The organism is Rathayibacter sp. SW19 (assembly GCF_030866825.1).
GTDB lineage: Bacteria > Actinomycetota > Actinomycetes > Actinomycetales > Microbacteriaceae > Rathayibacter_A > Rathayibacter_A soli.
The window spans coordinates 426,964-440,148 of record NZ_CP133020.1 but is presented as its reverse complement, the minus strand read 5'-3'; the positions used below and the strand labels follow the sequence as shown (position 1 = coordinate 440,148).

Below are 13,185 nucleotides of genomic sequence, written 5' to 3'. Positions count from 1 at the left end.
TCCAGGCCTGTCCTGCACGCCATCAGCAGCAACGCTATCGGCAGATCGTTGGGTGACGGACGGATTCTGCCATCGCGTTCTGATGAACGCGTGCTCAGCCGCCGGGTCCATCCCGAACTTCGCAGTGCAGGCCCAGACCGACACGGGATGGTCGCTGCAGGAGTGTAAGTGCGGCGAGTGCGACCAGATTTAGTGCGAGCACGACGAGGAATGGTGCTGCGTGCTGCACGGTGAAAAGAGTGCCGAACAGTATCGGGCAGATGATTTCGGCCGCCATGAACGAGTATTGCCACACCGCGAGGTAGTCGCCGCGTCGCCTCGTGGCGGCCATCGAGCTCACGATGGCGACCGACGTCGGGGCGTGCAGGATCTCGGCGAAGCTGAAAGCGAAGACCGCGGCGGCGAGTATGGCCATGGCGACTGGGAGGGCGGTGGATGCGGCAATAGCGAGGAGGGCGCATCCGGCGGCCCAGCAGGTGGCGGCCATTCGGAGCACGCTGAAAGGGCGATGCCGGGCAGCCCGGCGCGCACCTACGATGCCGAGGCTCGAAATGATGAGCGCGTTCCCGACGAGCACGACCGAACTCAGCCATCCCGGGCCGTTGAGCGCGTCGTGCACGACCACCGGAATGGTGAGCCCAAGGAGCAGTGTCGAGATGGCGAACACCGTGTTGGTGGTGAGAAGACCGAGGAAGCGGGCGTCCCGGAGCACGCTGTCTGGCGACGGCGACTGGGATGGCAGCGACTGCGGCGACGAGGACCGCGTCAACGACTGCCATGCAGCGGCGGGCAGCATAAGCACTGCGGATGCCGCGAGGCAGAGCGCCGCGGCATCCGCGAGCATGATGTAGACGGTCGTGCCGGGAACGGTGAGTACGATGCCGGTGATGACACCGCCGGCGGCGAGTCCGGCCGTGCGTGCAATGTTGGTGATGGCGAACCAATGCTGTTGCCGAGCATCGTCGCCGGCGTGGTCGGCGACGGCCGCGAAAATCGTGGACCAGAACAGCCGGCCACCGATAGACATCAATGCCGTCACGACGAAGACGCTCAATGAATCCCGGGCGAAGACATACCCGGCGAAGGCGACCGCCTGAATCGTCTGCGCGACCACGACGAGTCGGATCGCGCCATAACGGTCGGCGAGGCGCCCGGCCATGGCGGGAACCGGGACCGAGGCGAGGCCGGACAGTCCGACTATGACGCCGACGACGCTCAGCGGGATGACGGTGAGTTCGGTGAAGAACACCAGCGAGAGCGGCAGGAAGAGGCCGGTGGCGATGGAGACGAAAACGAGGGAAGCAGTCAGCGACGCGTCACGTGCGCGTCGCCCGAGAAGGACGGACATCGAAAGACTTTCGTGTGGAGGTTGACAGGGCAGCATGCATCGCCCGCGCGCCTCAGCGACACGCGGGAGCTAGCCCTGTCTGACGTCCATCACGAAGATCACGTCGCGATCATAGACCAGCGGAGCACCCGTCGGTAGGCGCAACCCTCGGCAGACGCGGAGGAAGCTAAAGCAACCAGGTCAAACCCGTCGCTCACCGTGACCGCCGACCAGGACGGCAACACGGGAGTCCTACGCGTCGCCGACTCCCCTGCGACGAAGCCTGCTTCCTGATCTTGTTGAACTTATTCCCGAGACAACCCCGGAGGTGTGCGTGACGATTCTGCACGTGATCAAACCGCTGACTCCCGAGACCTTCCCGGCGTGGCTTGCGCTCGCGCAGAAGCACAACGGGGTCTGGGGCGGGTGCTACTGCTCGTGGTTCCACAACGACACGGAGCACACCGTCAAGAGCGACTACCACGGGCCGACGTTCAAGCAGAGACTCGTGGCGGAGGGTGTCGCGCACGCCGCGCTCGTCTTCGACGGCGACGACGCTATCGGGTGGTGCGAGTACGGCAGCCCGGTCGAACTGCCGCGCATCTACCACCGCAAGGAGTACGACGCGGGCGAGACCAAGCCGGCGCCGTGGCGCATCACTTGCTTTTTCGTCGACCGCGACCACCGACGTTCGGGAGTGGCACGGGAGGCGTTGGATGGTGCGCTCGAGCTGATCGCGCGGGCCGGCGGGGGCGAGGTGGTCTCGTTCCCCAACGAGCTCGCGCCAGGCAAGAGGACGTCGTCCTCGTTCCTCCACAACGGCACGAGGCCCATGTTCGAGAGGGTGGGATTCACGTTCGAGCGTCACATCGGCAAGAGCAAGACCGTGATGCGCAAGACGGTCCCGTGGGCTCGCGGCTGACGCCGGCTTCGCGCAGGCCGGCCGACAGCGTCATCCACGCCAATCGCCTTGCGCGGTTATGGTCGGCAAGGATTAACTGGACTGTTGCCAGATTCTTGCCAATGGTCTGATATTTGTTACGGAAACATTGTCTGACCAGATAAGACAAGGGCGGAGACGGAGGGATTTGAACCCTCGCGTGACTTCAAAATCTGCCAGCCATCCGTGACTATTCGCTGAATTACTGGGCTTCCTGGCGCACCACGGCACTCTCCAATTAGCACAACCGAGCACAGTTGTTGCCATTTTGTTGCCACAGGGTTGGTAGTTGCGGTAGGCCATTACGATTCGCGGGCCGGCCACTCTAAACCGGCGACAGTCGGGAATGTACGCTCGCACTGCCCCGGAACCGCAGCTGCCGTCGACCGGATGCCTTGCCTCGGCCCACTGCCACCGCACCCCGGGCAGGCAACACGCCCGACCCTCAGCTCCAACTCGACAAAAACAACATCATTACTGCCCGTGAGGCAACAGGGCGACGACGAGCCCCGGGCGCCGAAGGCGGTCCTACTGTTGGAATCGAACGTGGCCAGAGCTTTTGCTGTTTGGACATCGAAAGTGACATTCGGAGGTCGTGCTTAACGTGGAACAGTATGGCGCTCCTGGCGGAACGCCGACTTACTCTTTACCGGCGCCAACTACCAATGTCTTGGACTCGCAACACAATCATTCAGCTCGATTGAGGCGTCTCTCGGACCGCCAGGCCGCAGGCATTATGCAAGCGCCAAGCTCAATCAACAAGCGCTAAGACAGTGCGAATTTCTCCCACGAGCGCAAGACGTAAGCACGAACCCGCGATGCCCTGAGGCATCTCAGCCCTGGCCCATCACAGCGGTGGTTGCTTCGCGCTTGCCTGACCGCAATCTCGGGTCAGGTCGAGGAAACCGGGAACCAGAAATCTGCGGGACGACGGTGGGTGGCGATATGTTGACGACATGGCCACTATCCTTGATCCTCGCTTGAGCTTGGCGACTGCGCTAGACAGCCAGCCAGGTGTTTACGCGCTCTTGCTCGGTTCAGGGGCCTCGACCGGCGCTGGGATCCCGACTGGCTGGGGCGTTGTCGAATCTCTGGTCAGAAAGGCGGCGGTCGCCGGAGGAGAAAGCCCTGGAGCGACATTCGATGCCGATAAATGGTGGGCGGTCAACGGCGAAGGCGAACTCGGATACTCGTCCGTCCTGGCCGCGCTCGCCTCGACTCGGAGTGCGCGGCGGGCCCTGCTTGCAAGATTCTTCGAGCCGACAGACGACGACCGAACCGATGGTAAAAAGGTACCCGGTAGCGCTCACAAGGCGATTGCGGCCTTGGTCCGCAAAGGAATCATCCGGGTGATCGTGACGACTAATTTCGACCGATTGATGGAGTCGGCCTTACAGGCCGAGGGCGTCACGGTGCAGGTCATCGACTCCGCAGCCAAGGCAACCGGAATGGAGCCACTACAACATATGGCGTGCACCGTGATCAAACTGCACGGGGACTATGCGAGCCTTGATCAGCGCAACACGGTCGACGAGTTGGCTTCGTACCCGACGCCCATCAAACGACTGCTCACTCGTGTCTTGGATGAATACGGCTTGATCGTCAGTGGTTGGTCCGGCGACTGGGATGCGGCGCTGGTGTCAGCGATCGAAGCGAACGCGAACCGCAGATACCCACTGTACTGGGTCGCACGCTCCGCTCCTGGAGGTGTCGCCCAACGACTCACCGCTCGATCCGGCTCCCATATCATCGAGGGGCTGACCGCAGACGAGTTCTTTCCCGACTTACTCTCGCGCATTGACGCCTTGGAAACTATGGGAGAATCGCCCGACTCGGTCAATCTTGCGCTTGGTCGTCTGAAGAGAGTTCTACCAGATCCAGTCAGGCACATCGAGGTTCGAGACCTGTTTGATGCGGAGTTGGTCAAGCTTTCGGAGTTCCTCGAAGAGGCAGTGAAATGGACCCAACCCCCAGACTGGGACGGTGCCGAAGCCGGTCTCGCGGATTTGAGGACGCACACGGCCACCCTCCTCAAGCTCTACACGAACGGCATCCTGCTGGATCGCGATCGTCAACACACCGACTTATGGGTGGAAGTGCTTCGACGCTCAATGGCTGCTCGGAGGCCGGACTGGGCAAACTCCTGGTGGCTCAAGTACCTGCACGTCCCAGCATTACTTCTGATGCGGGCCGGAACCATGGCGGCGTTGCTGGCGCGCCACGAGGACGTGGCGCGCAAGATCATGCAGGAGCCCACATGGCACTCGATCTTCGTCGACAGCAACACAGCACAACCGGCCTGGTCGGTGCTCCAGCCGTGGAACGTCTTTGCAGATACACTCAACAACCTTCCGCGGTTCGCCCTCACCGGCTCAAAATACCACTGGCCTGAGAGTCGCCTCGTGCGGGAAGACCTCCAAGAGTTCGTCGAGCCACTCGCCGCAGGCGAGGACTACACAACACTGCATGACCGAGCTGAGTTCCGAGCAGCGTTGGCCTACCAGTTTGCAGAACACCAATACCGCCAGCCGATTCACGGCGAGTTCATCGGCGACCAAAAGTGGACGTGGCGCGCGGGTGACGGTGAGAAGGAGAAGCCGATCCTCGGAATCGACTTCGCGGAGAATGGCGACACTAAGGCATGGGGTCTCGACGAAGAAAACAGCGATTGGTTCAACACTCAGATCGAAGAGCTATACGAACAACTTCGGAAGGGTCGACGTTTCGGCTGAGCACTACCGTCAAGCTGAGAGATTTTTGAACCTCTTTGTCGAACGGTCTTCGAGTAAGGAGGCAGCAAGACCGGACCGAACGAGGTTATGCCCTGCAACGTCGACGCCTGACGCCACCAAGTCGCTGCCAACCACGACTGACGCTTGCCCCTTCAACCGCCGAGGGTCGTGCTGAGGCGGCAGGAATGTGGCCAAAGGCGGGTAGTCGCAGGCAGATCAACAACTTGCGGAACTGTAATAGTACGCTCATCAGCCATTTCCCTGCGGAGATGGAGGGATTTGAACCCTGTCAAAGTGGGTCATGCTCCCGCCGATCGGCTCTTCTCTCGCGTAATTCCGCGGTTTTGGAGTCAACGCGACGACTTAGGTTCACATGGATTGCAGCCCGCTTGTTGCCGTTCTGTGCCAGCTAAGGTCGGGCGTAGGCGTGGGACGCTAGTCCATGGCGGCAACGCGAAACCGACGAAAACCCAGCGACACTTCCAAGTATCAGCAGCACTCTGGCATGCCGCGGCCTACGTCAACCTTCCTTGATTTCGTTCAAATGCGGCCCAATGAGGCCACCAGGACCGGCGCCGCATGGATCGCCTCGCCAGTGAGCATTTGCGTTCAGGGCGCTCAATGCCGTCCACGTGAAACTGACGACAGACGACCTGATCACTCTGAATGGCCAGGCGGTTACCGGCACGAACCCACCCGCAACGTTCCGGCGTGGCCATTTCGTCTTCCTCTCGGATGCAGGAAGTGCCGATGCCGACGGCAAGGGTTGGCAGCCGTCCAACTGTGGCGGCTTCGCCGGAGACCTCGGCATTGAGACCGGCGAGCGAGCCACAACATGTGGAGTGTTATCGCCCCGGATTGGGTCTCATCCGAAGCGCGTAACTCCTCCTATCTCGCCTTCACCCCTCGATCGGACGCAACCGTTGGCTAGGTCGCGAGTAGCCCCTCGGGAATCGAGGCACTAAGCACTGCTGCCTGAAGTTCTGGGTTGAGTGCGATACCACCTTCGGCCATAGCGTCAAGCACAGTGCCGAGAATGGGAACTGCTCCGGTGGCCACGATGGCGCAGCCGGGAACGGCAACAGAGAGTTCCGCGGTCAGAGCGCGGCGTAGCACTGAGTCGGTTGCGGCAAGCACGCTTCCGCCCAACACGATTGTTGGTTGTTGCAGGTCGACCCGAGCCGCACTGACTGCGGCGTAGTTGGCAATAGCGGCAGCGTGATCAGCAACGATCGCCATCGCAACCGGGTCGCCGGCCTGTGCCGTCGCTAGAACGGTACGCGCGGCACTTCCCTTTGCGATGTGGCCGAGGTGGGCATTCCGGTTGGTAAATGCATGCAGAAGACCTTCGACCGTGGATTGTCGATAGAACTCCAGCAGTGCCGCGCTGAGGGCTGTCTCCTCAGCCAGGCCGAGCTCGGCAAGCATTACGGCTTTCACCGCATCGCTGCCGAGCCCGGTCGCGCCGAAACCGCGCTGGAACCACCACGACACCACGAACTCTTCACCTGCACTGCCGCGTGCACCGATCGCGGCGCCGGTGCCGAGTGAAATCGCCACACCGATACCTTGCGTGTCGCCGCAGCGTAACAGGGCCAGGCCGTCGTTGCTGATGCTTCGCGTCGTGCGCCGCGCCAAAACCGGGGCAAGCGCTTCTTTCCACAGCACGGCATCTTCGGGCCAGTCAACACCGGCCAACCGGAAGGCTGCAGCGCGCAGGTCCTCAAGACCCGCCCCAGCATTTGCCACAGCCTGCCGGAGAACATCGCAGACTACATTTACTGCGTCCTGCGGCGTGGCCGCACCATATATGTCGCCGAGGCCTCCGCGCGCGAAACCGAGAATGCGACCGCTGTCATCGGCGACCGCGGCCAGGGTTTTGCTGTTTCCGGCGTCAACGCCGAGGAAGAGTTCGCTCATTGCCCCTGCTATTTCAGCAGGCGCGCCGGAAGGTACTGCGCGTGCGCGGCAGCCATTTCGTCATACAACTCCTCTGCCACCGGCAGGTTATCCACCAACGGGTTCGCGACCAGTGCGCGGATGCCGTCGGCCCGGTTGCCGTCCCAGCCCGCCTTGGCCGCGAGAATTTGATATTCGGCCAGCTGCTGGGTGATGCCAAGCACCGAGTGTGGTAGCGGCTTCTGTGATGGGATGTGGAATCCTGATGCGTCAACCTTGGTCCACACTTCAACAACCGTTTCCTCGGAAAATCCGGGCAGCGCCCCGCCCTTATTGGGCAGGTTGACCGGAAGTACCGCTCCGGTGTCGTTGTAGTGCGCGCTCATCACATCGATCGCCAACTCCAGTTCATGGATACCGCCGCGGGAGCGTGCCGGGTCAAGTTCTGGCTTGGCCACGGCAGCTTGCTCCCGGTAGTGCTCCCAATAACCGGGAATCGCATCCATGATGATCTCCGAGCGGGTTCGTAACGCACCCTGCTGCTCACGCAGCAGCTCCTCCCGGAAGTAGTAATAGTTGAAATAGTCGGAGGGGATCGAGCCCATAGTCACGGCCAGGTGAAGCGCCCGCCGCGAGTTGGCGTCCAGAGTGGGGTTGGCCAGCTGCCGTTCCCAGGCCTGTGCCAGCAGCGGCATCACATCCTTGCCGTCGTAGAGGTGTTCCGTGCTCCAGATGTTGTGGTTGACCCCGGCCATCGTCACGCTTGCTCGCGCTGGGTCAAGACCGGCCGCCTTCAGCACGACCGGCGGGAAAACAATTGCCCCCTCGCACATGGAGACGATCTCGACGTCGCTGTACTGGCTGACCGCCTGGGCGACAATGTTCACCGGGTTGGTGTAGTTGAATATTTTTGCTCTCGGCGCAACCGCGTTAAGGTCGGCGACTACATCTTTAAGCACTGCAACCGAACGTAGCGACATAAAGAACCCACCTGCGCCCTGAGTTTCTTGACCGATCACGCTGTGTTTGACCGGGATGCGCTCATCCAGTGCGCGGGCCGCAAAACCACCGGGACGGAAACTAGACAGCACCGCGTCCACATCATCGAGTCCGGCGCGCCTGTCGGTTGTCGCCGTGACAATCATATCGATTCCGGCATCGGCAATCAACTTTTCGGAGATTGTTTTCACAATCTGTAGGTGATCGGCGTCCAAGTCGATCAGGGTGATCTCGGACCCGTCGAATTCTTTGCCGTGCCAAATCAGCGAGGCCATGGTACCTGCCGCGCGTGACGAGCCGCCGCCCAGATATGCGAGTTTGATGCGTGCCATTGTTGAAAGAGCCTTTCTTAGTGGGTGGTGGTTAGGCAATCGGCTCAAGCAGAGCAGCTGCCGCGCGGTCAATCAGAAACAGTGGAGAGTTGCATTCGCTGAGGATGGTGGCCGGCCAGCTTGGGTCGTATTCGGTTGCCGCGCTGATTCGGCGCACAGCCTCGCTTTTTTGCTCCCCGAGCGCGATCATGATCACTGTCCTTGATAGCTTTTGGATGGTTTGGATACCGACCGTTGCGCCAACCCTTGGTACATCATCCAGCCCGGTGAAACTAGGGAAGGTGTCCAGGTTGTCTCGCCGGGTGGACTCCTCCAACTCAACAATCCTGGTCATGCTCTGACGGTCTGAACCAATCGGGTTGAGCGCGATGTGCCCATCGGATGCTCCGGTGGCGAGCAGGAAAACATCGATTCCACCGGCGGCTTCGAGCTTCCGGTCGTAGTCACCGGGGTTTTCCAGCTGCGGAAACCAAAGGTTGTCTGGCGTAATGCCCTTGCCCGGTCCGGCTGCGGCCGACAACGGTGCAACAATCTCGCGTCGCCCGAAGCCCACGCAACTGTGGGCGCGTCCTGCATCAACCAGGCGGTAGCCGGGCGGATCGAGTTCGACGTACTCATCCATCAGCGCAATCACCACCCGGCTGAGGTCAAGCCTGCGGCGGGTTGTCTCGGCGGCCAGCGCCCGGTAGGTGCTCACCGGGCTGCGTCCACTTGGGCAGCCCAGCACAAACGGCCGGTCCCCAGCGGCAACTATCGCGTCTGCAATGAGCAGTGCCGCCTGCTGACCAACGTCATCGGGTGTTTCAAAAATCTGTGCTGTTACCTGCATTGATTGTGCTCCGAATTTCTTGTGGATAGGAGTGGGAAGAAAACGTGTTCCGCGTGCAACGGGGCTACTCTTTGAGCGCCCCGTTGATCACGCCCTGAATGAAGTGTCGTTGGAAGAAGACATAGAGAATCAAGACCGGGAGGGCAACAATCAGCGCACCGGCTGCGAGGTGACTGATGTCCACCGTCCGCTGCCCCTGAAACACGCCAAGGGCAAGAGTTGCTGGCTGTTTGGTTGGGTCTGAGATGAAAATCAGTGACAAGAAGAAGTCGTTCCAGGTCCACATAAACGACAGCAGCGCGAGGGTGAAAACCGATGGCCGGGCGATTGGCATGAGCACCCCCCAGAGGATGCGCCAAGAATGAGCACCATCGATCTGCGCCGCCTCGATCAGCGCCTTGGGAATGGCGCGGAAGGTTGCCCGCATCCAGAACACACCGAACGGTACCCCCATCCCGATTTGGATAATGATCAATCCCAGCCAGGAGTCGGTGAGCCCGATGGCCTGAAACTGGTAGTACAGCGGAATGATGAACACCTCGGAGGACACCATCAGGCCAACCAGGATGATTGGAAAGATGATCTTCTGCCCGACGACACCCAGAATGCCGAAGCCATAACCGGACAGAATGGCCAAAAGAACTTGCCCGAGCACCGAGCCGACCGTGATCACAGTGGAGGCCCACATCGCCGGAGCAAAATTGCCAACCTGCCAGGCACTCGGAAAGTTGCTGAACGTGAGGTGGGTCAGGTCAATCTGGCCGGTCGTCGAAGGGCTCAGGGAAGTCAGTACGAACCAAATCACCGGAAATACGACCAGAATCGAAACAATCACGAGGACGGTGTGATTGAGCGCCCTTTCGGAGTGTGAGATCATCCCTATTTCTCCTCTGACACACGGTTGACGACCAAAGCAATCACCAGGCAGAACAGGGCCATGACGATACCGATCGCGGCGGCCGTTCCGATATCGGGATTAAGGAACGCCTTTTGATAGAGCAACAAGGCGGGCGTGGTTGTGGAGGTGCCAGGGCCACCCTGGGTGATGATCCAGACCAAGTCGAATGCGCGCAGCGCGCCGGTCACGGTCAGCGTGATCGCAATGGCCATCTGGCCGCGCAGGCCGGGCAGGGTGACCGCAAAAAACTCGCTGATCGGCCCGGCCCCATCGATGCGCGCCTGCTCATAAAGTTCGTTTGGGATGCCAGCGACACCGGAGATGAAAAGCACCATACAAAAGCCGAGTGTTCCCCAGGTGCCAATCAGGCCGAGCGCCGGTAGCGCCCAGTTGAAGTCGCCGAGCCAATTCACTGCAAGATTTCCCAGTCCCACCGCGTGCAGCGCCTCGTTGATCGGACCGGACGGGCCGTAGAGACGCTTCCAGATGATGGCAACAACAACACTGGTCAAAACCTGCGGCAAGAACAGCAGCCATTGGTAAATCCCTTGGCCTTTGACCCGACCACGGCCCAGTAGCGCGGCACTGAGCAGTCCCAGAATGATAGGGAGCATGGCAAAGAACACCACCAGCACCAGCACATGCTCAAGCGAGGCCAGCAAAGCCGGGTCGGTGAAGAAGGTGATGTAGTTGTTGATCCCCACCCAGGTGGCTGTTGTGACCCCGTTCCATTTGTAGAACGAGTAGTTCAGGCTCTGGAACAGGGGCACGATCACGACATAGCCGTACGCCACGATAGCCGGTGCGGCATACGCCAGCCCGATCCAACCACCGCGTTTGCGCCGACCACGTTGGGTACGCCGCCGGGCGGTGGGCCGGACTCTTGGTGCCGAGGCGGCGACCGGGATTTCCGGTCGCCGCACCTGGGCGTTCGATGGCATTGCCTGCCCTATTTCCGGCTAGCTTGGAAGGCTTCGTAATCGGTTTGGCCAGCCTGAGCTAACTTCTCCGGGGTGGACAACCCAGCCAGCAGTTCCTGCACCTGACCGCCCAACGTGTTCAGCATGGTTGGAGTGGACCAGTCGAAGTACGGAACGTAACCGTTGTCTTTGTCCAGGCTCTGCTGGCCAGCAATTTGCGAAGACAACAGGAGGTTGTGTTTCGGCACCGTCACCGCGTGCAAAAGCGGGAGAAACCCGTTATTGACCGCGATCTGCGCCGACTGCTGGCCAGCCATGAAGTTCAGGAAAGCCGCTGCCGCATCGGGATTCTTGCATTTAGAGGAGATCGCCAGAATGCCATTCGCCGCGCCGGTTCCCACCACAGTGTTACCGCTCAGCTGCGGTAGCTGGACATAACCGAATGTGTTGTTTTGGGCCGGTTTGAACGGAATGGTACCTGTGTAGTCAAAACGGAACACGCCGTGACCGTTGAGGAAATTCGTCTCGGCGTCGGTCGACTGAATTCCGGCATAGTCCGGTGTGAACCAGCCGTTATCCGCATATTGCTTCAACTTGGTGGCAGCCTGAACCATGCCAGTATCAGTGATCGGCACGGTGCCTGTGGAGTAGATGAAGTTGCCGATGTTCTTGACGCTGCCGATCAGGTCCTGCAGGGCGAACAGATCCGCAGTCGCTGAACCTTGATCTTGCGAGCCAAAGGCGATTGGGATCTGTCCAGCGGCCTTGATTTTCGCGGAATCGGATTCAAAATCGGCAAGTGTTTTCGGCACCGACAGATGCAAGGAGTCAAGAATGGTTTTGTTGTAGTACAACCCGATCAACGACGAACTGGCAACCGGGGTGGCGTACATCGACCCGCTTCCCATGCTCTTACCGTCAGCGGTGAACTGCACCTGACGCAGCTGGGTTTCTGGGAATTCTTTGTTCCAGCCGTAGAGGTTGGCGTAGGCGTCCAGGTTCATCACCCGGCCCCCTTGCGCGAGTGTCCCTAGCGCCTGCCAGCCGTTGTTGACCGTCTCAATATCCGGCCCATTGGGGTCAGCCAAACGCAGATTCGCGGTCTTGACCACTGTTCCCCAGTCTTGGGTAGTGCGTTTGATGGTGATGTTGGGGTATTTTTTCTCGAACGCCGCGATGCTCTGCGTCACCCAGGGGTTCTGTTGGTAAAAATCGAGAAGTTTGAGGGTAACTTTCTTCCCTGAAACATCCATCGACACCGCCTTCTGCGTTCCGCTTGCAGTTGAACCAGTTGGCGCGCATGCGCTCATCAGCAACAGCATGGGTAGTGCAACGGCAAGAGCACCGATAATGTGTCTTTTCTTCGTCACTCGCGAGTCTCCTTTGAACTCCGACTCCCGCTCGGGAGAACATGCGACCAATAATACGCACATGCAGACCAGTTAATCCAGTAATTCATATTTACATACCAGTAGGTTAACTGGTACGGTCGGCGTATGGCTTCTGAAACAGTGAGCGATAGCGTCTATCGCCAACTTGCCGATTCCATTCGGCGCGGGCTCTACCGCCCCGGAGTTCGGCTCCCCGGCGAGCGAACACTCGCTGAACAGCTCCAGGTGAGTCGGTCCACACTCCGGGTCGCATTGGAACGACTCGAGAGCGACAAAACACTTTCCCGTTCCGCCCAGCGCGGCTGGTTTGTCCCCCAACCCACCCTTGGTGAGCCCCCGAGCACATTGCAGAGCTTCAGCGAAATGGCCAGGATGCGCGGACTCAACCCCACCGCCCAGGTGCTCGAAAAGAAAGTGCGCACCGCCAGCCTTGACGAAGCCGAACAGCTCGGAATCGCCCCCGGCGCCTCCGTTTTCACGCTCGTTCGCCTGCGCGGAATGGACAGAACTCCGGTTTGTGTCGACTCGAATGTGCTCGCACTTGCCGTCGCCGAACCGCTGGTGGATGCCGACCTCACCGATCGATCCCTCTACGAAGTACTCGAGCAGCTCTGCCATATCACCATCCAACGCAGCGCATATTCCGTACAAGCCGCCGCCGCAAGCGGCGAACTTGCCCCCCTACTGAATGTCACACCGGGAAGCCCGGTATTGATTGGACGCGAAGTTGCCTACAGCCCGGAAGGGAAACCGGTACTTCTCGGTATTAACACCTACCGGGGAGATGCGTATCGATTCGAAGCAGATCTGTATCGCGCAATCCCCTAAGGCCGAGCAAAATACAGTCCACGCACCTTCGTTCGGATCTTACTGATCCGCCATTATCCTCGACTCCGGCGAAAGCCTTCTGCCCCACGG

Annotated in this window: 10 protein-coding genes; 3 read left to right on the top strand and 7 right to left on the bottom strand. The window is 60.2% G+C overall.

Annotated elements, in window-relative coordinates; genetic code table 11:
• Window positions 1–94: 94 nt before the first annotated feature.
• Entirely contained in the window at window positions 95–1,348 is a 1,254-nt protein-coding gene (locus QU604_RS02080) for an MFS transporter (RefSeq protein WP_308467142.1), read from the bottom strand.
• 307 nt (window positions 1,349–1,655) lie between these two features.
• On the opposite strand from QU604_RS02080, the gene QU604_RS02075 reads away from it, so the two are divergent.
• Together QU604_RS02075 and QU604_RS02070 are read left to right on the top strand one after the other, a co-directional pair.
• Window positions 1,656–2,249, top strand: coding sequence for a GNAT family N-acetyltransferase (locus QU604_RS02075; RefSeq protein ID WP_308467141.1), 594 nt, complete (start codon window positions 1,656–1,658; stop codon window positions 2,247–2,249).
• Window positions 2,250–3,223: 974 nt separating this feature from the next.
• Entirely contained in the window at window positions 3,224–4,999 is a 1,776-nt protein-coding gene (locus tag QU604_RS02070; protein ID WP_308467140.1) for an SIR2 family protein, read from the top strand.
• Between the two features lie 927 nt (window positions 5,000–5,926).
• On the opposite strand, the gene QU604_RS02065 is transcribed toward QU604_RS02070, so the two are convergent.
• The 6 genes from QU604_RS02065 to QU604_RS02040 all read right to left on the bottom strand — a co-directional run bounded on the left by QU604_RS02065 (window position 5,927) and on the right by QU604_RS02040 (window position 12,246).
• Entirely contained in the window at window positions 5,927–6,919 is a 993-nt protein-coding gene (locus QU604_RS02065) for a BadF/BadG/BcrA/BcrD ATPase family protein (RefSeq protein WP_308467139.1), read from the bottom strand.
• Window positions 6,920–6,927: 8 nt separating this feature from the next.
• A complete protein-coding gene (locus tag QU604_RS02060; RefSeq protein WP_308467138.1) occupies window positions 6,928–8,229 on the bottom strand; it encodes a family 4 glycosyl hydrolase in 1,302 nt (433 codons plus the stop codon).
• Window positions 8,230–8,260: 31 nt separating this feature from the next.
• Window positions 8,261–9,058, bottom strand: a complete 798-nt coding sequence (locus tag QU604_RS02055) for a 6-phosphogluconolactonase (RefSeq protein ID WP_308467137.1) — start codon at window positions 9,056–9,058, stop codon at window positions 8,261–8,263.
• 64 nt (window positions 9,059–9,122) lie between these two features.
• Window positions 9,123–9,935 (bottom strand): carbohydrate ABC transporter permease, encoded by an 813-nt coding sequence (locus QU604_RS02050; RefSeq protein ID WP_308467136.1) that lies wholly within the window; start codon window positions 9,933–9,935, stop codon window positions 9,123–9,125.
• A gap of 2 nt (window positions 9,936–9,937) precedes the next feature.
• Window positions 9,938–10,897, bottom strand: coding sequence for a carbohydrate ABC transporter permease (locus QU604_RS02045; protein WP_308467135.1), 960 nt, complete (start codon window positions 10,895–10,897; stop codon window positions 9,938–9,940).
• Between the two features lie 8 nt (window positions 10,898–10,905).
• Window positions 10,906–12,246 carry an ABC transporter substrate-binding protein gene (locus QU604_RS02040; RefSeq protein WP_308467134.1) on the bottom strand — a complete coding sequence of 447 codons (1,341 nt, stop codon included), beginning with the start codon at window positions 12,244–12,246 and terminating at the stop codon, window positions 10,906–10,908.
• A gap of 126 nt (window positions 12,247–12,372) precedes the next feature.
• Here QU604_RS02040 and QU604_RS02035 point away from each other — a divergent pair, with 126 nt between their 5' ends.
• Window positions 12,373–13,095 (top strand): GntR family transcriptional regulator, encoded by a 723-nt coding sequence (locus QU604_RS02035; RefSeq protein ID WP_308467133.1) that lies wholly within the window; start codon window positions 12,373–12,375, stop codon window positions 13,093–13,095.
• Window positions 13,096–13,185 lie beyond the last annotated feature (90 nt).